This window comes from Mesorhizobium sp. B1-1-1 (genome assembly GCF_006442955.1).
Taxonomy (GTDB): domain Bacteria; phylum Pseudomonadota; class Alphaproteobacteria; order Rhizobiales; family Rhizobiaceae; genus Mesorhizobium.
The window spans coordinates 106393-128587 of sequence record NZ_VFWW01000012.1 but is presented as its reverse complement, the minus strand read 5'-3'; the positions used below and the strand labels follow the sequence as shown (position 1 = coordinate 128587).

25 protein-coding genes are annotated in these 22195 nt (G+C 63.9%); 9 read left to right on the top strand and 16 right to left on the bottom strand.

Annotated features, from left to right (window positions below; genetic code table 11):
- Positions 1 to 199 precede the first annotated feature (199 nt).
- Positions 200 to 751: an N-acetyltransferase gene (locus FJ986_RS24485; protein WP_224684928.1), complete on the top strand. Its 552-nt coding sequence runs from the start codon at positions 200 to 202 to the stop codon at positions 749 to 751.
- 83 nt (positions 752 to 834) lie between these two features.
- On the opposite strand, the gene FJ986_RS24480 is transcribed toward FJ986_RS24485, so the two are convergent.
- From FJ986_RS24480 to FJ986_RS24460, 5 genes are all read right to left on the bottom strand, one after another.
- Entirely contained in the window at positions 835 to 1119 is a 285-nt protein-coding gene (locus tag FJ986_RS24480) for an SCP2 sterol-binding domain-containing protein (RefSeq protein ID WP_140496252.1), read from the bottom strand.
- Between the two features lie 236 nt (positions 1120 to 1355).
- Positions 1356 to 1877 carry a hypothetical protein gene (locus tag FJ986_RS24475; RefSeq protein ID WP_140496251.1) on the bottom strand — a complete coding sequence of 174 codons (522 nt, stop codon included), beginning with the start codon at positions 1875 to 1877 and terminating at the stop codon, positions 1356 to 1358.
- 27 nt (positions 1878 to 1904) lie between these two features.
- The gene (locus tag FJ986_RS24470; protein WP_140496250.1) at positions 1905 to 2330 is read right to left on the bottom strand and encodes a hypothetical protein; all 426 of its coding nucleotides are present in this window, start codon (positions 2328 to 2330) and stop codon (positions 1905 to 1907) included.
- Positions 2331 to 2343: 13 nt separating this feature from the next.
- Positions 2344 to 2943, bottom strand: a complete 600-nt coding sequence (locus FJ986_RS24465) for a rod-binding protein (protein ID WP_181175344.1) — start codon at positions 2941 to 2943, stop codon at positions 2344 to 2346.
- Positions 2944 to 3117: 174 nt separating this feature from the next.
- Positions 3118 to 5091 (bottom strand): BTAD domain-containing putative transcriptional regulator, encoded by a 1974-nt coding sequence (locus FJ986_RS24460; protein WP_140671449.1) that lies wholly within the window; start codon positions 5089 to 5091, stop codon positions 3118 to 3120.
- 151 nt (positions 5092 to 5242) lie between these two features.
- Between FJ986_RS24460 and FJ986_RS24455 the strand changes: the two genes are divergently transcribed.
- The 3 genes from FJ986_RS24455 to FJ986_RS24445 all read left to right on the top strand — a co-directional run bounded on the left by FJ986_RS24455 (position 5243) and on the right by FJ986_RS24445 (position 7922).
- Complete coding sequence (locus FJ986_RS24455; protein WP_140496248.1) at positions 5243 to 6241, top strand: DMT family transporter; 999 nt, start codon at positions 5243 to 5245, stop codon at positions 6239 to 6241.
- Positions 6242 to 6352: 111 nt separating this feature from the next.
- The gene (locus FJ986_RS24450) at positions 6353 to 6994 is read left to right on the top strand and encodes a hypothetical protein (protein ID WP_246671678.1); all 642 of its coding nucleotides are present in this window, start codon (positions 6353 to 6355) and stop codon (positions 6992 to 6994) included.
- A 34-nt stretch (positions 6995 to 7028) separates the two neighbouring features.
- Positions 7029 to 7922, top strand: coding sequence for a DUF1194 domain-containing protein (locus tag FJ986_RS24445; RefSeq protein ID WP_318012902.1), 894 nt, complete (start codon positions 7029 to 7031; stop codon positions 7920 to 7922).
- Between the two features lie 342 nt (positions 7923 to 8264).
- Here the strand turns inward: FJ986_RS24445 and FJ986_RS24440 are convergent, their stop codons facing one another.
- Both FJ986_RS24440 and FJ986_RS24435 read right to left on the bottom strand, forming a co-directional pair.
- Positions 8265 to 9059 carry an SDR family oxidoreductase gene (locus FJ986_RS24440; RefSeq protein WP_140496246.1) on the bottom strand — a complete coding sequence of 265 codons (795 nt, stop codon included), beginning with the start codon at positions 9057 to 9059 and terminating at the stop codon, positions 8265 to 8267.
- A 472-nt stretch (positions 9060 to 9531) separates the two neighbouring features.
- On the bottom strand, positions 9532 to 10110 hold the full coding sequence (locus tag FJ986_RS24435) for a TetR/AcrR family transcriptional regulator (RefSeq protein WP_140496245.1): 579 nt from the start codon (positions 10108 to 10110) through the stop codon (positions 9532 to 9534).
- Between the two features lie 79 nt (positions 10111 to 10189).
- Between FJ986_RS24435 and FJ986_RS24430 the strand changes: the two genes are divergently transcribed.
- Together FJ986_RS24430 and FJ986_RS24425 are read left to right on the top strand one after the other, a co-directional pair.
- Entirely contained in the window at positions 10190 to 10552 is a 363-nt protein-coding gene (locus FJ986_RS24430; protein WP_140584610.1) for a hypothetical protein, read from the top strand.
- Between the two features lie 90 nt (positions 10553 to 10642).
- Complete coding sequence (locus FJ986_RS24425; RefSeq protein ID WP_140513653.1) at positions 10643 to 11101, top strand: nuclear transport factor 2 family protein; 459 nt, start codon at positions 10643 to 10645, stop codon at positions 11099 to 11101.
- Between the two features lie 175 nt (positions 11102 to 11276).
- On the opposite strand, the gene FJ986_RS24420 is transcribed toward FJ986_RS24425, so the two are convergent.
- Genes FJ986_RS24420 through flhA form a run of 3 tightly spaced genes read right to left on the bottom strand, consistent with a single transcriptional unit; the run spans position 11277 to position 14498 of the window.
- The gene (locus FJ986_RS24420) at positions 11277 to 11660 is read right to left on the bottom strand and encodes a hypothetical protein (protein WP_140496242.1); all 384 of its coding nucleotides are present in this window, start codon (positions 11658 to 11660) and stop codon (positions 11277 to 11279) included.
- Position 11661: 1 nt separating this feature from the next.
- Positions 11662 to 12414, bottom strand: coding sequence for a flagellar biosynthetic protein FliR (fliR, locus tag FJ986_RS24415; RefSeq protein ID WP_140496241.1), 753 nt, complete (start codon positions 12412 to 12414; stop codon positions 11662 to 11664).
- A complete protein-coding gene (gene flhA / locus FJ986_RS24410; RefSeq protein ID WP_140496240.1) occupies positions 12411 to 14498 on the bottom strand; it encodes a flagellar biosynthesis protein FlhA in 2088 nt (695 codons plus the stop codon). Before flhA ends, fliR begins: the two co-directional genes overlap by 4 nt.
- Before the next feature lie 113 nt (positions 14499 to 14611).
- Between flhA and FJ986_RS24405 the strand changes: the two genes are divergently transcribed.
- The 3 genes from FJ986_RS24405 to FJ986_RS24395 all read left to right on the top strand — a co-directional run bounded on the left by FJ986_RS24405 (position 14612) and on the right by FJ986_RS24395 (position 17670).
- On the top strand, positions 14612 to 14911 hold the full coding sequence (locus FJ986_RS24405) for a putative quinol monooxygenase (RefSeq protein WP_140496239.1): 300 nt from the start codon (positions 14612 to 14614) through the stop codon (positions 14909 to 14911).
- A 129-nt stretch (positions 14912 to 15040) separates the two neighbouring features.
- Positions 15041 to 16837 carry a chloride channel protein gene (locus FJ986_RS24400; protein ID WP_140522344.1) on the top strand — a complete coding sequence of 599 codons (1797 nt, stop codon included), beginning with the start codon at positions 15041 to 15043 and terminating at the stop codon, positions 16835 to 16837.
- 95 nt (positions 16838 to 16932) lie between these two features.
- On the top strand, positions 16933 to 17670 hold the full coding sequence (locus tag FJ986_RS24395; protein ID WP_140665854.1) for a DUF4336 domain-containing protein: 738 nt from the start codon (positions 16933 to 16935) through the stop codon (positions 17668 to 17670).
- Between the two features lie 54 nt (positions 17671 to 17724).
- Here the strand turns inward: FJ986_RS24395 and FJ986_RS24390 are convergent, their stop codons facing one another.
- From FJ986_RS24390 to FJ986_RS24365, 6 genes are all read right to left on the bottom strand, one after another.
- A complete protein-coding gene (locus FJ986_RS24390) occupies positions 17725 to 19368 on the bottom strand; it encodes an MFS transporter (RefSeq protein WP_140665849.1) in 1644 nt (547 codons plus the stop codon).
- Positions 19369 to 19639: 271 nt separating this feature from the next.
- Entirely contained in the window at positions 19640 to 19906 is a 267-nt protein-coding gene (gene fliQ, locus FJ986_RS24385; RefSeq protein WP_140496235.1) for a flagellar biosynthesis protein FliQ, read from the bottom strand.
- A gap of 21 nt (positions 19907 to 19927) precedes the next feature.
- Entirely contained in the window at positions 19928 to 20335 is a 408-nt protein-coding gene (flgD, locus tag FJ986_RS24380) for a flagellar hook assembly protein FlgD (protein WP_140513649.1), read from the bottom strand.
- Positions 20335 to 20775, bottom strand: coding sequence for a flagellar biosynthesis repressor FlbT (flbT, locus tag FJ986_RS24375; protein ID WP_140496233.1), 441 nt, complete (start codon positions 20773 to 20775; stop codon positions 20335 to 20337). Before flbT ends, flgD begins: the two co-directional genes overlap by 1 nt.
- Positions 20772 to 21119, bottom strand: coding sequence for a flagellar biosynthesis regulator FlaF (gene flaF, locus FJ986_RS24370; RefSeq protein WP_140496232.1), 348 nt, complete (start codon positions 21117 to 21119; stop codon positions 20772 to 20774). The genes flbT and flaF overlap by 4 nt, the downstream gene beginning before the upstream one ends.
- A 30-nt stretch (positions 21120 to 21149) precedes the next feature.
- Positions 21150 to 22193 (bottom strand): flagellar hook-associated family protein, encoded by a 1044-nt coding sequence (locus tag FJ986_RS24365; protein WP_140496231.1) that lies wholly within the window; start codon positions 22191 to 22193, stop codon positions 21150 to 21152.
- Positions 22194 to 22195 lie beyond the last annotated feature (2 nt).

Here is a 22195-nt window from a genome sequence, read left to right as displayed (position 1 = left end):
AGTCTCCGCTCGTGAAGGGATCGCGGAAATGGACATTGCAAATTTCGTTGTCGAAGGCGCTGCGCGCGACATCTCCCCCTTTGAGGGGGAGATGGTCACGAACTGGCCGGAGGGGTTTGTCTCAGCCGCCTCGACGTCTCTTGGACCGCATGGGGCTAGCGCTTCACGCGCGGCGACCCCCTCTGTCGCCTTCGGCGACATCTCCCCCTCGAGGGGGGAGAGTGCCCGTGCTTTCGCCATCGTTGCCGAAACGCCTGATGACATCGTGGCGCGCGAGGCGTTGCTCGATGCCGCCATGGGGCCGAAGCGCAAGACGAAGTCGTCGGAGAAGCTGCGGCGGGGCCGGCGGCCCTCCGAAGGCCTGGCTTTCGTCGCGCGCGACGCATCGGGCGCCGTGATGGGCACGGTGCGGCTCTGGGACGTCACGCTGGGCGAGGGCGGTCCGGCAGCACTGTTGCTTGGGCCCCTGGCGGTCGCTCCTTCGCTCAAGAGTGCCGGCATCGGCTCGGCGCTGATGCGCCATGCGGTCGCCGAAGCCGCGCGTCTCGGCCACGCGGCGATCCTGCTGGTCGGCGACGCGCCCTATTACGGCCGCTTCGGCTTCTCAGCCGCAAAGACCGGTTCGCTGGCCATGCCGGGCCCGTATGAGCGGCATCGGCTGCTCGCGGTGGAACTGGTGGAGGGCGCGCTCGACGGCGTCCATGGCACGCTGAAGGCCGCGGGACGCAAGCTGAAGGCGCTGGCGGCCTGAGGCGCTGAGCCCCAAACGAACGAAAAACGCCGCCCGAAACGGCGGCGTTTTCGTCCCGAGAACAGTCTCGGCGGTCTTCTGTCTCAGCCGATCAACTGGCTGAGCGCCATGGCGACAGACATGTCGCCTTCGACCTTTATCTTGCCGGTCATGAACGCCATGGTCGGGTTGAGATCGCCCGATATCAGCGAGTCCAGATCGTCGAGCGAGAGCTTGATGGTACAGTCGGCGGGGCCGTCGGCGGTCGAGACATCGGCGCCGTCGATGACGATGACGCCATCGCTGCCGGTGTCGAATTTCACGGAACGATCGAACCCGCTGCTGGCCACGCGCGACCTGATCTTGTCGGCAATCTCCTGAACGCTCACGCTGTTCTCCTGTCTGGTTGCATCTGCCTGTTCGGTTGCATCTGCTTATCTGGTTGCATCTGTCGCGCCACGACACATCGATCCGCCCGAGGGCCATGCATCTTCGCGGCCACGGTCGCTGCCGCATATAGCTTTGGATTGACGTTTACGTCAACGCGAATTGCAGGGCCTGGTTCCTATCGCCGCACCGGGCGAGGACCGGATCACCGTGCCTGGCCAGTGGCATGCCCGGGGGCTCAATGCGACTTGAAGGCCTTGGTCATCTCGGACGCAGTGGCGCCGGCTTCCTGCCGGCGGCGCAACCAGTTGTCGCGTATCTCATCCTTGCTCAGGAAATTGACCTGATCGACCAGAACCTCATGCACCAGTGTGGCGCCGACGCGTGTGTTGACGGTATCGCGGATCGCGGCGCGGAAGGCGTCGAGGTCGATCGTCTCCTTCTTGGTGAAGTCGATCTGCGGATTGGAATACAGGTAGGAATAGACCTGGTCGGTGATCAGTGCCTCGGCCGGGATCGACAGTTTCTTGATCTGCTCGGGTTCGACCGTGTAGACCAACTTGGTCAGGAAATAACCGTCGATCCTGGCGTTGCGGATCAGCGGCACCGAGATGACCTCGGTCTTGACGTAGTCCAGCCCGCCCAGCATCGGCTTCGGCTTTTCGCCGACGCCGCGTTCGCCGGCGGCCTGGAACGAATAGAACACCGCGCCGAGGGTGGCGACGCAGATCCAGACCGCGATGGCGATGACCTTGACCATTCAGGCACCCGAGCCGGCGACCACGCGCTAACCGCGCGCCCGGCCGAACTCGCCGGCGGAATAAGTGCCGTCGGTTTCGGCGCGCTGGATGGCGGTGCGCAACAGGCCAGCGACCTCGTTGACGGCGCTCAGATGCGCCAGGATCGCTGCCTCGTTCTTCGCAAGCTTCTGGCGAAGCCGGACAAGGCCTTCGCGGTGCTGTTCGAGGAACTCGGCTTCGCTGCCGCCGCGCATGGCACGGGTCAGTTCATAGAGATAGCGGCTCTTGCGCGCGTTCGATGCCTTGAGGTCGTAGCCGGTGTCGCTGCGCAGCCCGGCCGTTTCTTGCTCGACGACTTCCTCGATGCGGCCGATGATGGCGGCAAGGTTTCCGGGCCGCGCGAGTGCGACCGGGGCTTCCGATGTGGCCGTGCGCGCCGGCAGGTTGGCGGTGAATTCCGAAAAGTCGGCCATGGCGTTTCCCAGTCTAGATCTTGATGTCTGTCTTTGTGGTCGTTTCATCGCCGGTCATGGACCTGGCGGCCTTGCGCTGCAGCTCCTGGACGAGCGAGGTGGACAGACGGCTCTGCCGGTCGATCTCGGTCTTTTCAGGCCCGCCGGAGACCGGGCCGATCGGCACCTTGCGCTTGCCTTCGAGATAATGGTCGGCGAGCAGCGATTTGGCGATGCCGATGCCGCCGCGCTCGGCCATGACGTCGGCGACGCGCTCGGCGAGCTGCGATTTCCACATGTCGCCGGCCAGGCCCTTGCCGTACACGCCCTCGGTGTCCTTGGGCATCATGTTCTGGATGAAGGTCTGGAGCACCATGGCTTCGAATTTCTTGAACTTCTTGGATGGATCGGCCGCCACGGCCTGGTCGGCGGTGGCGCGCGACAGCATCGTCCCGGCCGAAGCGGCCTCGACCGAAAAGCTGCCGGCAACGCCGCCCGCATGCCTGGTCAGTGCGGCGCGCGCGGCCGCGAGATCCGCCGGCTCGGCTGCTCGGACAACATCCATCACGATGTCGCTGGGTGGAGAGATCGCCAAGAAAGTCCGCCTTTTATCGGTTTTCCTTGGCCAGACCATGCCTCAACAAGCTTGTGGCAGGCTTGCGGGGGGAGGAAGGAAGGCCAGGGTTCTCTGTATCCAGCCGCGTAGCCAGATTTTCAACAACGCATGTCGCGTAAAAAGTGGCTTCCGGTTTTGGGAGAACGACCTGCAGAAAGCGTCTCGCCCGAATCCGTTCGAACGCGAGGGGCTTCAGGACGGGGGAAGACCGGCCCTCGACAGCATTTCAAGGAACCGGGAATGGTGATGATCCTTCACATAGCGCGGCACAAAGCCAGGGCAGACATTGCTCAGATTGAGATGCGGAAGTTGTGACAGGCAATGATGGATGGCCCGCGACGCTTCATCGCGATTGCCGGTTGCGGCCGCGGCTGCGGCCCAATAAAGCGCGCCACGAACGAAGCCCGGCTTTGTCCTGACCACCTTGCGCGCGACCTCGAGCGCCCGCTGATCGTCTCCGCCGGCGAACAGCGCCATAACGAGCCCGTGGTGACGCCAGTAGTCGATGACGTCATGGGTTCCCAGCCGGATCGCCTCGTTCGCCTCGCGCACGGCTTCGCTGACCTGTCCGCGCAGCGCGAAGAGCATCGCAATGTCGCCGTGGCCGCTCGGATAATTTGGGTTGAGGCTGATCGCGTGCCGGCATTCGACGATCGCCTCGTCGATACGACCGCAACTTTCGAGAGCGAATGACAAGATGCACCGGGCAATTTCATCGTCCGGCACCGCCCGCACCGCGGCCTCGGCAAGCGCCAGCGTATACTCGATATTGCCCTGCTCGCGGGGCAGCGCGCCAAACGCGATGCCCATGGAAATCATGATCGAGAGCGTCCGCTTCGCACGGGCGTTGTCGGGCCCTGTCGAGAGCGCCTTCGTCGCAAGTTCCATCCCGACCAGCAGCGAGTCGTGGGTCATCTCAAAATATTTCATGAGCGCCTCGTTCACCAACCTGCGCACTTCAGGGGGACCAGGCGGACTCTTGTCGCGGACCTTCCAGTTGGTCAGTTGAAGTTCGAGGATCACCGCCAGAACGACGGACTGGGCGATCCTGTCCTGGAATTCGAGCGCATTCTCGGAGTGGCCGTCGAACTTCTGGGCCCAGACATGATGACCGCCGACGGCATCGACAAGCTGGATGTTCACCCTCAGCCCATTGCCGGATCTCTGGATGCTGCCGCTGAGCACATATTGTGCCCGCAGCGCTCCCGGCGCTTTACCTTCCTGGCGCGGGCCGATCTTATCTGTCGGGGGAACCGCGGAGAGCACGACATAGTCGGCCACCTCGGAAAGGGCTGTCGTGATGTCCTGGACCAGTCCCTTGGAGAAAAAATTGTCGCCTTGTTTTCCGGTCAGATTGGTGAAGTCGGCAACGCCGATGGAGGGGTGTCCGAGACGATGGCTGGCCGCAACACCACCTGCCGACGGTGCGTGTGACGCCGTGTCGGAAGTGAGCAGCAGGGACTGCCATAGTGCCCGCGTCTCAGGGCCGGCTTCGACGCCGAACTCCTTCTTCAGCATGCTTCTGCAAGCCTCGTATGTCCTGAGCGCCTTGTCGCGTTGACCACAAGCAAGGAGCAATTCCATCTTGAGCCGATAGGATTCTTCCCGCGCCGGATCCATAGCCAGGACGCGATCGGCCAGGACGAGGCCCGCTTCAGCGTCGACGAGGCGAGCCAGTTTCTCGAACGATTCAAGCGCACGACCGAGCAACCTGTCGCGTTCCGACGCGACCCAGTCGTCGAAGCCATTGCTTCCCACATGGAGACCGTCGAGGAACGGGCCGGTGTAGTTCGCCAGAGCCTTTTCGAGTTCCTGCGCGGAGCGGGCCGATAAACCCGTCTCGAACTCCTCCACATCGACCCGGAACGCCTCTGGCCTGAGGTGGATCAACTCTCCGGTGGAATGGATAAGATCGACACCCGAGAGATCGCGGCGCAGGACGCTGAGCGCTTGGCGAAGACTGTTGCGCGAATGTTCGCCATCGCTGTCGCCCCATAGCAGATCAGCCAGTCTCTCCCGCGTCGCTGCCATGCCCGGACATCGGGCCAGATAAGCAACGATTGCCGGGCCGCGTTTCCCGACCAGTCGAAGCGGGCCAGTTGTTTCAATACGGAAGCCGCCGAAGAGTGAGATTCTATTTGCAGCGCCGCCGTCGTCACTTTGCATCTGCTGCCTCAGCCTGACGAAATTCTAACGCAAATCTAACGTTCCGCAATCGTCCGTCACCGCGCTTCAAGCGCTCCCGTGACGGCAGGTCATTTAGACTTCGCTAAATTAGGCGGCCAAGTCAACGCAATGCTTGGTTCAAGGGGGACGCGTGTCCAGAACAAGAGCCAATTTGCTGCTGCTCCTTGCAGCCGCATTGTGGGGCTTCGGCAACGTCTCGCAAAAGACGGTGCTGGTCCATCTCGACGCCATGAGCGCGGTAAGTCTGCGTTGCCTGATCGGCGGGCTGCTGGTGCTGCCCTTTGTCTTGACCGAAAGGCGAGTGGCGATCGGGGCGGGCTATTTTCCGAGCCTGGCCAGGGTGGGCGCGCTGTTCGCCATCTCCATCACGCTTCAGCAGCTTTGCTATGTCGGAGCCTCGGTCACCAATGCAAGCTTTCTGGTGAGCACGGCAACCGTAATGACACCTCTGGCCGCCTGGTTGCTCGTCGGCGAGCGTCCGACAGCTGGCCTCACGATCGCTGCCGGGCTGACCCTGGTCGGAGCCCTGCTTTTGTCGGATGGGATCGGCGGCCTCGGCAGCGGCGATCTCACCGCCATCCTGTCGGCTGCCTGCTATGCGCTCTGGGCGGTCGAGCTCGGCCGGCACATGCAGGCCCATGCGCGGCCGTTCACCGCCGCCGCGGCACAATTCCTCGGCGCCGCAGTCTTCGCCCTGCCGCTCGGGGCAATGCAAGGCAACCTGTCGCTGGCCGCCGCATTCGCAGCCGGCCCGGAATTGGCGATACTCGGCGTCTTCTCCACCGCGATAGCCTTCGGCATACAGACGGCTGCCCTCCGCTTCACGCCGGCCAGCCACGCCGCCGTGATCGTCAGTGCCGAAAGCGTCTTCGGGGCGCTGGGCGCGACGATCTTTCTGGGCGAGCGGAGTTCGTGGCCGGGCGCCTTGGGAGCAGCGATCATTCTCGGTGCGATCCTTTCCGTGGCACGATCGAACCGAGCGCCGCAGGCACGTGCGTCCTTGCGGACCGCTTCGAACCAACGCTTCGACATTGCCCCTGCCTTTGCAACAGCGCCGGCAAGCGGGGCAGGCGAACGCCGCGTCAACAGTTCAGGTCCGGTGGAGGAATGCGATGACCACTGCCGCTGATGCGAACGTCGCCGTATCGAGCGCGGCCGGACAGGCCGCGGGTGCGCTGCGATGAACGCGTGGACAGTCCTTCTTCCGCTCGCACATTTGAGATCGGCCCTTGGTGCCCGCATGAAGGGACCCGGCGGCTATTACAACAGTGGCAACGCGCTTGGCCTCATCGTAGGTCTTGCAACCCAAATTGCGGCCGCGCCAGTCGGCCAGCATGAGGAAAGCGCTGTCATCGCGGCGGTGATGGACTATTTCGCGGGCAGCCATGGCACTGTTGCGCTCACCTTGGCTACCCTCGTCTTTTTCTGGGGCGGCGAAGCCTACCACCGGGCTTGGGCAAAGCCGGATGTTCCCGATCCCGCCCTCAATCGTCTGGGCGACTTCCTCTCGGGATTAGGCGCAATCGGGCTCGGCATCGCGCTCTTGCTGCTCGGCGACCCGTTGCTTGCGGCGACCTCCGGCCTGCTGCATGCGCTCGGCAAGTTCGGCAGCACCTTTCACAGGCCGGGCAGGCCGGTTCCGGTGTGGCCGACCGCCTGGCCCGATCCGTTCCGCAGTGCGGTGCTCGCCAGCAGGTTGCCGGCAGTGGTGGCGACAACCGTCGCCCTCGGCCAGGCTTTGCCGGTGGTCTGGTCGGGCGAGTCCTTCGCGGCACTCATCATGCCGCTGACGTTACTCGGCTGTTATCTTTTGTGGACCAAGGCCGATCTGCTGCTGTTCGGCGTCGGGTCCAAGGTCCCTCGTCAAATTTCCACATGTTGAAAATGGGCGGCTTTGACAACGATCGGTTGTCGCGATGGAGAATGGCATGTTTATAGGTATGTATCAGGACGCCGGTCCCTCTTCTGGAGCGGTCTCCTTTCGCGGGCGGGTGCAGCCGATAGGCGGGGCCAATCTTTTTTCGCCCACAAAGCCATCGGGAAGGGGGCTGGCAAGGCGAGCCAATTCACTCCTGAGACTGGCGGGGATACTTGCAGCTTCTGCGTTCTGGAATCTCCCGGCGCATGCAGCGAATGTCGACGTTGCCATCGTGTTCGCGGTCGACTTCTCGTCATCGATTGATCCAAAGATCGCCGATCTGCAACGCGAGGGACATGCCGCGGCACTCACGTCGCCCGAGATCATCGCCGCCATCGGCCGGAATTACGTCGGCTGCATCGGCGTGGCCTACTTTGAATGGTCGAGCCCCGGACACGCACGCACCATACTGCCGTGGACAAGCATTTGCGGACTGGAAGATGCAAGAGCGGCGGCGGCGGAGATCAGCAGGAAAGGGGATACCGGCGTCATCCGTCGAGGGCGATCCGGAACATCGGTTTCCTCGGCTATCGACATTGGCAGTCTTCTGTTGGACCAGTTTCCTGGAAATGCCGCCAAGAAGGTCATCGATATCTCTTCCAATGGTGAGAACAACGACGGACTTCCTGTTCAGCCGAGCAGGCTGAACGCCATTGCCAAGGGATATACGATCAACGCGATCGCCATTCCCACCGAAGGCGACGATCCCGGCAATTCGCTGGCATCCTATTTTGCCAAATCGGTCATTGGCGGTTCCCAGGCCTTCGTCATGACGCCGAAAGGGCCAAACGATTACAGCACGGCGCTTCGCCGCAAGCTGGTCACAGAAGTAAGCATGAACAACGAAGGGCAATTCCCGCAACCGGCGGACGAGCGCTCTTCCCAACCGTAATTCCGGACAGTGGCGCATTGCTGCACGCACGCGTAAGGGCCGAGAGCAGACGGCGGCTCCTGGCATCAGCAAACACAGCTTCCAGGCTGCTCGGCTCGACGCGCCGAGCCGTCAACTGACCTGAATACGGCGGTCACCTGTCCGTTGCTCTCCCGACAGGTATGTTTCTTGGCGATCCACGGCCCCTCGTCGATCTTGACCTCGGCCCGGTCGATCGGCGGCGCACCCCAGGCGGCTCGACGATCCGACAATCGCTGCCGACAGGAGTCACCCGAGCCGGCGCCGATTTGAGGCTGGCTCAGCCGCGGCGACCCTCATGCCACCGCGGCGGTGGGACGCGGCTCATCCGATCGAGCGGAGCACACCACCGTCGACGCGCAGTGCGGCGCCGGTGGTCGCCGAGGCCTGCTCGGAGCAGGTGTAGACGACCATGTTCGCGACTTCCTCGGTTGTCGCGAACCGGTTGATGAGCGTGGTCGGACGCAGCGATTTCAGGAAATTATGCTCGGCGTCCGTTTGCGTGATGCCCTGCTCCTTCGCGGTGGCCTTCATCCAGCCGCCGAGAATCTCGGAGTCGGTCGGCCCCGGCAGGACAGCGTTGACCGTGACGCCGGTGCCACCGACAAGTTCGGCCAGCCCGCGCGACACGGCCAGCAACGCGGTCTTGGTCATGCCGTAGTCGATCATCTCCTTGGGGATAGCGAGCGCGGACTCGCTGCTGATGAAGACGACCCGTCCCCACCCGCGCTCGACCATACCCGGCATATAGTGGCGCGCGGCGCGCACGCCGCTCATCACGTTGAGCTGGAAGAGGTCGAGCCATGCGGCGTCGTCCTGCTCGAAGAAGCCATTGGGACGTGCAGTGCCAACATTGTTGACGAGGATGTCGGCATCCGGCGCCTGCGCCGCGAGCGCCGCCGAGCCCTCGGCCGTCGCGAGATCGGCGGCAATGCCGGTGAGGTCGGCGTCAGGCAGCAGCGCGCGCAGTTCCCGGAGCGTCGCGGCGACCCGCTCTTCCGTACGTCCATTGACGACGACGGCGGAGCCTGCGCGCGCGAGCCCTTCGGCGATCGCGCGGCCGATGCCGGCGGTCGATCCGGTGACGATGGCCTTGCGGCCCTTGAGTTCGATGTTCATGCCCTTGATCTCCGATTATAAATGGCCGGACGACCGGACAGATGGCCCGGAGGTCAGCTGATGCCGCTCAGCTAGATGAGCCGCGCGAGCGCGCGCAGGCGTTCCGATGTTAGTGCCGAAGGGCGCCGAGCCGGGTGCTTGCCACGCACACCGCCATTTCCTGGCGGCCGAACATACGGGCCAATGCCTGGCCAACAGCCCCAAATCTCATGGTGGAATAGCTCATCGCGCTTCTCCTTCGGGCGGACGCATCGCCGCTGCCTCACGCCAAGAGGTAGGCATGCCCAGGCGCGCTATGCAGTCGGAAGATACGCATTACGGTGGTGCGAAATCGCACCGGAGGCTTCACGTGACGACGCGAACTTCTCCATGATCGACCGGCTGGGACGACTATCCGTTACTTCCTCGCAGTCGCGCGCGGCGGTTCGGTCCGAGCGGTGAGCGATGGATCAGGCGCCGCTGCCCGCATGGTTCAGATGGCGACTGTCTCGCGAACCTGATCGGCCGCCGCATCCAGAAAAGCCTGCGCGAGGTCGGGGTCGTTGACCACCCGAGAGAGCATGACCGCGCCGACCATTGTCGAGAGAACGGCCATTGCCTTGTCGCCGGCCTTTTCGCTGTCGTCCTCGCCAACCCAACTGCCGAGCATCTCGAGGTACTCCTTGATGCCGGCCTCGAATGAGGCCTTCACCTCGGCGCCTTGCCTGGCCGCATCCGAGCCGAGCGCGACGACCGGGCAGCCGTCCATCTTTTCCGCGCGATGATCCATACTGAGGTAGAATGAGATCACCCCGTCGAGCGGTTTCCCAGGGTTTGCCGCGGTCGCGGCCGACCACTTGTCGGTGGCGCTTTCCATCGCGCGCCTGGATGCCTGCGCCGCCAGGTCGTCCTTTGACTCGAACTGCTTGTAAAAGGCGCCCTGGGTCAGCCCGGCGCCCTTCATCAGATCCTTGAGGCCAATGCCGTCAAAACCTCGCTCCCGAAAAAGGCGGCTTGCCACATTGATCACGGTTTCGCGGTTTTCCGCGGCCTGAGTGCGACTTACGCGCATCGCCATCTCCTTTTTAGATTGCATTCGTAATCTATACATTATATAGAGGTCGAACGCAATCCAAAAAAGGAGATATGAGATGATCCGCAAAACCCTGAGTGCGTCCGTTCTGGCCGCGATGTTTCTTGCGAACCCGGCTTTTGCCGAGGAAGCGACCATCGGACGGCCGATCGAAGCTGCCAGCCTGCACGAGGGACAGCTCGACATGGTGGTCTACTACGTCCCGGTCAACGGCGGCCTGCTGGAGGTCACCGCCACCTTCGCGCCGAAGATCGGAGGTGATCCGCTGCGCTTCGTCATGGGCCTTGCTGACGGCGACTCCGTGGCCTTTTCCATGCCGGGCCACCAGGATTCGCTTTACGCGTTCTCAAGGTCGGGCGAGGAGGTCACGATCTCGACCGAGACCGACACATACCTGCGAGCCGACGCGACAATGCGCTGACGCGCAGACCCTGCGTGGCGTCGGCTGCGTCCGAACAGCTCGCCACAGGTACCTTCGATCGCGCTACCGAATGAGTTGGAGGAGAGTGATATGCTATATAGTTATTTTGTCGAGAAATCGATCCGAAAGAGCTTCGATGACGTCAACAATCATCGCTGGGATGCGGCGGTGAAAGCACTCGCGCCGCATGTCCATCATCGGGTTGGCGGCGCCCACGCGCTTGGTGGAGAGCGCCACGACAAGGAAGCCCTGCGCCGCTGGTTTGAACGCCTCGGCCGTGTTCTGCCCACCCTCCATCTCACGGTCAATCACATCTGGGTGGAGGGCTGGCCATGGCATACCACTGTGTTTGCCCAGTGGGATGGCACCGCGACCCTACTCAACGGCGACACGTCGTACATCAACCGAGGTCTCCACGTGTTTACCCTGCGGTGGGGCAGGGTCCATGCGCTGGAGGAATTTTACGATTCACAGGCAGCGGCTCGCGGTCTTGCCCTCCAAGCGGCAGCGGGCCTCGAGGAAGCTGCCGCCGAACAGATAACAAGCTAGCTGAAACGTCGCCTTTTTACGATCCTCCGCAATGCGGAGGCTCGGCACATTCTTCGACAGGCTGTACGGGCGGCTTCTGGGTAGACGCGAAATTGCATCCATAGCCCGTACGAGGCGCAAAGCGGTCAGTCAGGATTCCGCTGCGAAGGCTTGCTTTGCGTCCAGACCTCCTCCTCTACTCCTGTCCCCGCTTCTGCGCGATCAGATCGAGGCGTTCGCGGTCGGAGCGTTCGCGTTCGTCGCGGTTGCGCACGTCCTTGTAGGCGCGCTCGACCATGTTGGTGCGCGCGGTTGCCGACGCGACGAGGCCGGCCTCCTTCCTGGCGCTTTCGAGGTTCGCCTCCTGGCGCACGACGGCCTGGGCGATGCGGCGGTGGTAGAGATCGGGGAAAAGGCCGGAGAGGGAATTGTCCTTGTCGAAATGCTCGACCAGTTCCTTGGCCTCGGCTTCGGCGGCATTTGCGGCGGCGAGGAGGGTGGCGTGGCGCGTCTCGTGCAGCGCCTTCAACTGTTCCTGAACCTTGACCAGCTTCTTCAGGCGGTCCTTGCGCGTGCTCATGTCACCTCGCCAGCGTCAGGTCGACAAAGCCGTCGACGAACAGCGACAGCATGGAGCCGACGGCGAAATAGAAGATGAGCATGCCGCCGGCGATGACGAAGGGCTGGGAGATGAAATAGATCGGGATCTGCGGCGTCAGCTTGTTGACGAAGCCGATCGTCAGGTTGACGAGAATGGCATAGGCGACGAAAGGGCTGCCGAGGCGGATGACCAGGAAGAAGGTGTCCGACACCGTGTCGGCGACATCGACCAGTGCCGCCTGCGGGTTGAAGAAGACGTTGACCGGCGCGACCGTATAGGACGTCACCAGCGCGCGTATGATCTCATGGTCGAAGTCGAAGACGAACAGCAGCAGCAGTGCCGAGAACGAGATCATGGCGGCGAGCGCCGCCTGCGGTTCGGGCTCCTCGATCGCTGGCCCGCCCGAGCCGCCATAGCCGATCAGCATGGCGATGGCCGACCCCATGAAGCGCAGGGCTTCCATGTAGAGCCTGGTCATGGCGCCGATCAGGCCGCCGACCAGGAGTTCGGAAACGATCATCGGCACCAGGATCTGCGGACGCGGATCGACGAAGGGAAAGATCTTGTCCCACAGGAAGGCGAGCAGGCCGCCGGTGGCGGCGACCGCAACGAACAGCCTGACCTGCACCGGGATGCGGGCGCTGGACAGGCCGGGCATCAGCATGAAGCAGGCGCCGATGCGGCAGAAGGCGAGGAACGCCGCGATGACGACCGCTTGCGAGAGAACGCTCACGATATGGTCCCGAGCACCCTGATCTCGACGCCCTTGGCGATTTCGACATGCGAGAGCACCGGCAGCGTGGTGAACAGCCGCTCGATGATCATGCGCACATAGGGGCGCGCGTCGGGCGCGGTGACGAGGACGAAACGCTCGCCGGCTTCGAGGAATTTCTTGATCGCCTTGGTGGCGTCCTGGCCGAATTCCTCGAGCTGGCGCGGATCGATGTCGAACTCGCGCACCTCGCCCTTGGCGTCGCGCTTGAGGCTCTGGTGGAAGGCGAGGTCCCAGCGGTTGCCGAGACGCAACACCTTGAGCACGCCGCCCTCCGAAAGATCGCCGCAGATCTGCTGCGCCATGCGGATGCGGACATGCTCGACGATCTGCTCGGTGCGGCGCACATGCGGCGCGATCTCGGCGATGGCCTCGATGATCAGGTGCAGGTTGCGGATCGAGACACGCTCGGCCAGCAGCAGCTTCAGCACTGCCTGCAGGCCGGGATAGGAGATGTGCGTGGTGCAGATCTCGTCGGCGAGCTTGCGGTATTCCTGATCCTGGCGCTCGAGCAGCGCCTTCATGTCCTTGTAGGACAGAAGCTGCGGCAGGTTGTTGCGGATGACCTCGGAGAGATGGGTGAGCAGCACCGACATGTTGTCGGCAAAGGTGTAGTTCTCGCGCTTCAGATCCTCGGCGAATGTTTCCATGACGGAATAGGCACGCATGCCGAAGGCCGGTTCGCGGATCTCCTCGCCCGGAATTTCGGGAACGTCGCGGTTGCCGAGCAGCACCATGATCTCCCCGACGCGCATCGAATATTCGGCGACCACCGTTCCGTGCACCTTGATCTGATAGCTTTTCGGCGGGATGGCGAAATCGTCGGCGACGCGCACTTCGGGCACGACGAAGCCATATTGCTGGGCGAACTTCTTGCGCATCTTGGCCATGCGGAAGACCAGCTCCTGATGCGAGACCAGCAGCCGGGTCGAAAGCTGCTTGCCGATCAGAAGCTCGATCTCGGCGGTGGCGAGCGAGGCCTTGACCGAGTTCTTCTCTTCCTCGGCCTTGGTCGCCTTCTCCTGGTTCTTCAGCGCCTCGGCCTCGGCCATGGCCCGGTTGTGGCGCATCGGAATGACATAGCCGAGGCCGGCCATGCCGCCGGCGAGCGCGAAGAAGGGGAAGAACGGCAGGCCGGGCATCAGGCCGAGCAGCACCAGCAGCGCCGCCGCCACATAGAGCGCTCGCGGATGCGCGCCGAGCTGGCCGAACACGGCCTGGTTCGTCGAACCGCGTGTACCGCCCTTGGAAACCAGCAGGCCGGCGGCGAGCGAGACGATGAGCGCCGGGATCTGGGTGACCAGACCGTCGCCGACCGACAGCTTGATGAACACGTCGGCGGCCTCGCCCATGCCCATGCCGTGCCTGATATAGCCGATGGCGATGCCGCCGACGATGTTGATGGCGGTGATGATGAGGCCGGCGATGGCGTCGCCGCGGACGAATTTCGAGGCGCCGTCCATCGAGCCGAAGAAGGAGGATTCCTCTTCCAGCTCGCGGCGGCGCAACTGCGCTGTCTTGTCATCGATCATGCCGGCGGAGAGGTCGGCGTCGATCGACATCTGCTTGCCGGGGATGGCGTCGAGGGTGAAACGGGCGCCGACCTCGGCGATACGGGTGGCGCCCTTGGTGATGACGATGAAGTTCACCACGATCAGGATCATGAAGACGATCAGGCCGATGACGAAATCGCTGGCCATCACCAGTTTGGAGAAGCCGGCGATGACGTAGCCGGCGGCGTGCGTGCCTTCATTGCCGTGCGACAGGATCATGCGCGTGGTGGCGATGTTGAGCGATAGCCGCAGCATGGTGGCGATGAGCAGCACGGTCGGAAACGAGGAGAAGTCGAGCGGCCGCTGGATCCACAGTGCCACCATCAGGATCAGCACCGAAAGGGCGATCGAGAAGGCAAGGCCGACGTCGATGAGAAAGGCCGGGATCGGCAGGAACAGCACGGCCAGGATGATGACGATGCCCAGCGCGAAGAAGACGTCGCGACCGTTCTTGGCCACGGCGCCGGGCTGGATGCTTTCGCTTATCGCCATTCTAGTCCTCGAAAACCGTGGGCTGCCGAGCATGCGACAGCCCGGCGAGGGTAGCTGGCCAAGCTTGCGCGAGGGTGGGAGAGTGGCCTGCCCAACCATCGAAAGGAAATCTCATGCTGCTGGTCATCGGCACGGTTCGTCTGCCACCCGACAAGCTCGAACAGGCAAGGCCAGCGATGGAACGCATGGTTGTTGCCAGCCGTGCCGAGCCCGGTTGCCTCGCATACTCCTATGCGCAGGATGTCCTCGACGCCGGGTTGATCCGGGTCACGGAAGTCTGGAATGACAGGGCGGCGCTCGACGCACATTTCGCCGCGCCACACCTTGTGGACTGGCGCGCAAGTTGGCCGTCGCTCGGCATCGGCGAGCGCAATCTCGTGCTCTACGAGGCCGGCGACCCGAAGCCGACCTGACCATCGGCGGCCGGACGGGCCCCTCCAAACGGCGCGCGGGCGCCGTCATTGTGGTTGCCATGCGGTGCCGCTCGGCGTATCAGCACGGCAGTCTTTTCAATGCCTTGCTGATGTCGGCGAGCCGCTCCGGTGCTTACCAAAAACCAATCGCCCAGGAATCAACCGCAAGTCTACGCCCGCCGGCTGCGCGCGGTGCTCATCAATTCGATCCCGCTGCTCGAAGCGCGAGGCATCGCGGTTGTCGTCCTTGCCGGCATCGTCGGCGTGATGGCGGGCATACTGGTCACCGCGATGAGCCAGATCGTGCAGGACCTGCACGGGCTGTTGTTCGGCGTGCAGGCCGGCGGCCGGCTTTCCGGCATGTTCTCTCTCGCCCACCCCATGCAAGCCCTGATCCCGGCGATCGGCGGCATCCTGCTCGGGCTGACGGTGATCTGGCTGAGAAAGCGGAGATTTCGCACGCCTGTCGACCCGATCGAGGCCAACGCGCTCTATGGCGGTCGCATGTCGCTGACCGATACGTTCATCATCGCCGGCCAGACCATGCTCTCCAGCGGTTTCGGCGCCTCTGTCGGGCTGGAGGCCGGCTACACGCAGGTCGGTTCCGGCCTGGCTTCGCGGCTGGCGCGGCTGTTCAAGCTACGCCGCAACGATGTCCGCATCCTGGTCGGCTGCGGCGCCGCCGGCGCCATCGCGGCGGCTTTCGATGCGCCGCTGACCGGCGCTTTCTATGGTTTCGAACTGGTCATCGGCATCTATTCGGTCGCCAATGTGGTGCCTGTCATGACCGCGGCGATCTCCGCCTCGCTCACCGCCGAGATGTTCGGCGGCGTGCCGTTCCCGCTGGAGCTTGCGGGCCTGCCGGCACTCACGGCCAGCCAGTACGTGCCCTTCCTGCTGCTTGGGCTTCTTGGCGGGGCCGCCTCGATCGCCATCATGCATCTGGTGACGCTGGTCGAGCGCGCCTTTGCCAAACTGTCGGTCGATGCGTCGCTGCGTCCCGTCATCGGCGGCGTCATCGTCGGCCTGCTTGGGCTGGTCACGCCACAGGTGCTGTCGAGCGGCCACGGCGCGCTGCATCGCGAATTCGCCATGAACTATGGGCTGAGCGTGGTGGCCAGCGTCTTCGTGCTGAAGCTGGCGGCTTCCGCGATCTCGCTGGGTTCGGGGTTTCGCGGCGGACTGTTCTTCGCTTCTCTGTTTCTTGGCGCCCTGCTCGGCAAGGCATTCGCCGATGTGATGGCTTTCATCTCGCCGTCGACCGGCATCGATCCCGCCGTCGCTGCCGTTGTCGGCATGACATCGCTGGCGGTCGGCGTCGTCGGCGGGCCGCTGACGATGACGTTCCTGGCGCTGGAATCGACCCGCGACCTGACGCTAACCGGCGTCGTCCTGGCGGCCTCGATCATGGCGGCGATCCTGGTGCGCGAGACCTTCGGCTACTCCTTCTCGACGTGGCGCTTTCATCTGCGCGGCGAAACGATCCGCAGCGCCCATGACGTCGGCTGGATGCGCAGCCTGACCGTCGGCTCGATGATGCGCAAGGACATCAAGACCATCAATGCCGACACGACGCTTGCGGCCTTCCGCAAGCAGGTACCGCTGGGCTCGGCCCAGCGCGTCATCGCCGTCGACGCGGGCGATCAGTATGTCGGCGTGCTGATCGTTGCCGAACTGCACAGCGACCTGTCCGACGGCGAGACGGCGGTGCGCGATCTGGCGCAATACAAGGATGCCGTCCTGGTGCCGAGCATGAACGTGCAGTCGGCCGCCGAGACCTTCCAGCGGGCCGGCGCCGAGGAGTTGGCCGTGGTCGAGGATTTCACCGACCACATCGTGCTCGGACTGCTGACCGAGGGCCATCTGATGCGGCGCTATGCCGAGGAGCTGGAAAAAGCGCGCCGGGACTTGTCGGGCGAAGGGTAGGTCGGGCGAAGGTAGGCTGCCGAGCCGGCCCGGCTGAGCTCGTGCAAGGCGAAGCTGCCGTGCCAAGCTTGTTCTCCACCCTACATCAGCAGACCATGGCCGACCGCACACCATATCCGCCGCTCAACACGTTAAAGCTGGTTTCGAAGGACGTCTGGATCGTGGATGGCCCGGTCATCCGCTTCGGCATGCCTTGGCCGAAAATGCGGTTTCCGACACGGATGACCGTCATCCGCGTCAACGACGGCGATTTGTTCGTCCATTCACCCACCTTGCTGACAGGGAGCCTCGAGGCCGAGATCGCTGGATTGGGCAAGGTCCGCTACATCATCGGGCCGAACCGGATCCACTATTGGTGGATTCCGATGTGGCGCAGGGCCTTTGCGGATGCGGGTATCTGGCTGGCACCGGGCATTCGCGAGCAGGCGGGCGACAGGATCGATTTCGAGGCGAACGAGCTTGGTGCCGAGAGGGGCTACCCGTGGGACGATGACCTCAAGTCGCTGCCGGTGGAGGGCAGCTTCATGACGGAGATGGTGTTCTTCCATTCCGTCAGCCGAACATTGATCCTGACAGACCTGATCGAGAACTTCGAATCGCGGAAGCTTGGCTGGCCGTGGCGCTGGCTTGCCAGGGCGGCTGGTGTCGTTGATCCGGATGGCAAGACGCCGCGCGATTTGCGATTGACCTTCCCCAGGGGGCAACTCAAGGCGGCAGTCGAAAAGATGCTAGAATGGAATCCGGAACGCGTGATCATGGCGCACGGCCGTTGGTACGAACGCGATGGCGTCGCCGAACTGAAGCGCGCGTTCCGCTGGCTGGGTCCGCTCTAACGCTTTGTGTTGATGCAAGCCCGGACGAAAACGTCTTCGCGCTATCCTGCACTCCTAATGCTCGATCGGGCCCTTTGCCATGACCAGCGCCGTGCCCGCGGTTGTCGGGCGCTCGATCACGCGGCGCACCCGCGGCGGCTCGTCGCCGCTGTGCAGCGCCCGCAGGCGCTCGCCGACCGTGGCGTCGGCTTGGGTGATGCGGCCGTTGTGCCTGACATATTCGAGCCAGGTCGGCGTGTGGTAGTGCTCGATCCAGATCGCCGGATTTTCGAGATCGCGCGCCAGCGTCCAGTTGCGGGCACCGTCGCGGCGGCGGATGCGGCCGCGCTCGGCCATGGTGGCCAGGAACTCCGGCACGTCCTCGTCGCGGATGATGTATTCGATCATGATGGCGATGGGGCCGCTGCGCGGCTTCAGGTCGAGCGCGAGATGCGGCTCCTTGAAGCGGTTGAGCGGATCGAGGTTCAGCACCTGCTGCTGCGGCAGCGGCAGCACGAGGCCGATGGCGCCGCCAGCCAGCATGGCGATGGCCGCCGCGATCAGCGCTGTCCCGGCGCCATGCGCGTCGGCGACGATGCCCCAGATCCAGCTGCCGAGCGCGATGCCGCCGAAGGTCGCGGTCTGATAGACCGACAGCACCCGGCCGACGACCCAGCGCGGCGTCGCCATCTGCACGGTGACGTTGAAATGCGAAAGCGCGATCACCCAGCACGCGCCGCCGACCAGCAGGCCGAGCGATGTCTGCCAGGCGTTGTGGCTGACGGCGGCATTGAAGGCGCAGACGGCGAAGCCGGCGAAGGCCGAGCGCACCATGGTCTCGCTGGACAAAAGCTGGCGCAGCCGCACGCTGATCAGCGCGCCGCCGACCGCGCCGATGCCGAAGGCGCCCAGCATGATGCCATAAGTCAAGGCATCGCCCTTGACGACGTCGCGCGCCACCAGCGGCAGGAGCGCCAGCACCGCGCCGGCGCTGAAGCCGAAGGCGGAGCCCCTGACCAGCACCTTGCCGATGTTGGGCGACATGGCGACATAGCGCAGGCCTGCGCCCATGGCCGCGCCAAGCGATTCGCGCGGCAGCGTCGATGGCTGAACCTGCGGCTTCCAGCGCGCCAGCACGACGATGAGACCGATATAGCTCACCGCGTTGGCCGCGAAGGCGGCCGCCGCCCCGGCTGCGGCGACGATGATGCCGCCGATCGCCGGACCGACGCTGCGGGTCAGGTTGAAGCCCATCGAGTTCAACGCGACGGCGGCCGGCACCTTGTTGCGGGGCACGATGTCGCCGACGGAGGCTTGCCAGGACGGGCTGTTCAGGGCCGTGCCGCTGTCGATCAGGAAGGTGAAGGCAAGCAGCGTCCACGGCGTCATCAAGCCGGAATAGGTGAACAGGGTCAGAAGCACCGAGACGACCAGCATGAAGGTCTGGGCGACCAGCATAACCTTGCGCCGGTCGAAGCTGTCGGCGATGGCGCCGGCGACGAGCGCGAACAGCATGATCGGCAAGGTGGTCGAGGCCTGCACCAGCGCGACCTGATAGGGCGAGGTGGCGATCGTGGTCATCATCCAGGCGGCGCCGACGCCCTGGATGAGGCCGCCGAAATTCGACACGAGGCTGGCCGACCACACGGCGCGGAAGATGCCGTGCCGGAACGGCGCCAGCGCCGAAACGCTCTCGCTCTCCGGCTTTTCGTCAATCATAGGAAAGGCCCTGTCATGGCTTGCCGATCGTTGCGGTGATCCGTTTCCCCGGATGGTTTGCCGAAACTATGGCATCGTGCCGCAAAGAGCGAACGTCCTGAAAAAAAGATCATGGTCCAACAAGAGGATAGAGGAGGACCACGCAGCCGTGCGGCGTTGCTTCGACGCCGCGCCGCGGATGCAGCCCTATGCCGTACACGGTCCGCATCGGCGACAGCAGGCTGCTGCCGGTAAGTCGTCGGGACAGAACGGGCCGGCTCGCCGCAAGCAGCTAGAACCCGTTTTCAATGCGCTCGAAGACGACGTTGGTGAAGGCCGATATCTGGCTGCCGATGAAGGGACCGGTCAGCGCCGCCACGAGCATGATGGCGACGATCTTCGGCACGAAGGTCAAGGTGATCTCCTGGACCTGCGTCAGGGCCTGGATCAAGGCGATGCCGATACCCACCGCCATGGCGACCAGCACCACCGGGGCGGATGCGGTCAGCACCGTCCACACCGCGTACTGGACGATGTCGAGTGCGTCGGCCTCGTTCATGGGGTCGGCCCGCCGGAGCCGTCAGCTTGCCGCCTTGACCGAGACGCCGGGGCCGACCGCGATCTCGGTGCCGTTGCCCAGCACGGCGATGAGGCCGCTGCTGGCAAGGCGCACGGACGCGACGGTGCCCGTCGTCTTGCCGTCGGCGGACGTTATCGAGCGCCCGATCAGCGCATCGGCCTGCGACAGCGCCGAGGACTGCATGATCTGGTCCAGCTTGGTATTGGTCTGCACAGACTGCTCGACCTGCGAGAAGGTGGCGAGCTGGGCGACGTACTGTGTCGAATCCATCGGCTTGGTCGGATCCTGGTTCTTCATCTCGGCGATCAGAAGCTTCAGGAAGGACTGGTAGTCGACAGCGGTCTTGGAGGTCTGCTGGCTGGCCTGATTGGTGCCAACCGGTATCGTCGTCGTCATGTCCACGGTCATCAGCGTGCTCCCACAGCCAGCGGACGCGAGGCGCCCGGAACGTCGTCATTGCCGCCCAGCGCGCGGCGTTCGAGCGGATAGAGCGACCGGATCGCCTTTAGCGCCTCGTAGATGTGGTCCTCGCCGACCATGCGGTCGATCTGTTTCAGCGCACTGCCGATCTCGGCGTCCTCGAAACTTGCAAGCAGCAGCGGCAGGGAGCGGCGGAACATTTCGCGCGCCTCGCCGGCGCCGGCCGGATTCATGAGCATCACCTGGAGGATGAAATACAGCTGCTTGAGCGGCGTCGAGGCGTCATCGGCCTGGATCACATGGCTTTCGAGCAGGAACTGCACGTCGTTCATCAGTTCGACGGTGACCTTGCGGTCGACGCGGATGACGGCACCGTTGATGTAGATCTTCTCGTTCGGCTTCAGCGATATCTTCAGCGTGTTGGTCATTGAATGCCGTCGCGGATGATCTGGGATACCTCGATCAGTCCCTCGAAATTCTGGGTGCGGCCCTGGCGGATGTCTTCCGCCTCGCGCAGCAGCCAAAGGCCGATCGAAATCAGGTTGGCGCGCAGTTCCTTGGGAAGCGCGTTGTCGTTGGAGCCGAGATCCTCGACAAAGGCGGTCCAGACGCGGTTGGTGAAATGCAGCGCCTCCACTGCCTCCATCGAAGCGGGGCCAAGGGCGGCGGCCGCCGCCAGCATGTCGATCGAGCGGGTCAACAGCTCCCGTTCACGGTCCTTCGCATCGGCGACAGAGGTGCTCTGGATGTCGGCGTAGGAGAATTGGTACATCGTTGGCTCTACCGTTCCGGTTCAGAGTTGTCAGGTCAGGTAATTCAACAGGCTGAGCTGCTGGAGCCGCGCCGTCAATGCGAAGGAGGTCTCGATGTGCTGCGTCAGGTCGGCGACGCGGGTCGCGGCTTCGGCCGGGTCGACCGCTTCAAGATCGAGAATGTGGCGCTCGAACAGGTCGACCTGCGTCTTCATGCGGTCGACAGCGTCGGACACGCGCTTCTGGACGATGCCGGTTTCGGACTGAACCTGGCCGATGCCGCTCAGCGCTTCGCCGACCAGCGACTGCGAGCGGCCGACGATGGTGTCCTTCGCCGCCTGGCTGATGTTGGTCGACATCAGGCTGGAGACCATGGCCGCCGCCATGGCGAGCTTCTTGATGCCGTCGCTGTTGGCGCTGGTCGAGGTCGCGGTGGTTTCGTTGAGCGCGATGCGGCTGACGATCTGCTGGTCGGTGGCGTTCGACCAGTTGGCCTGCCAGCCCGAACCGAAGAACTGCGGCTCGACGTCGTTGGTGATGAAATCGTCCATCTGGGCCGCGGTGATGTTTGCCGCGGCGGGGTCATCCGGCGTGAAACCGAAATTGGCGACAAAGGAGGCGTCGAAGGCAGCCTTGGCGGGTGATCCGGCCGCTGTGAAATCGTTGATCGGCTTGACATCGGTGTTGGTGCCGGCAAACAGATACTCGCCGTTGACGCTGGTGTTGAGGATCGAGGCGAGCTGCTGGACGGCCGTCTTGCCGGCCGACTGGGTGAGGTTGGCGGAAGAATCGCCCGACGTTGAGGTGGTCAGGCTCGACAGCAAGGTCTGCGCGACGCTGGAGAGCTGGCCGAGCGAGGTCTGCGTCGAGGAGAGCCGGGCGGCCACCAGGCCGTTGGAATCGATAATGACATTGAGCCGGTCGAGATCGCGCGAGAAGGTGACGGACTGGGCGGTGCGTCCGCCCAGCGCCAGGCCGACATCGGCGACCCTGCCGGTCGAGGACTCCTTCGTGGCTTTGACGAGCTCGGCCTGCATGCGCATCTGCTGATAGCGCATGGCGTTCGAGAGAGCGGCCGAAGAGACTGAGGTCATGG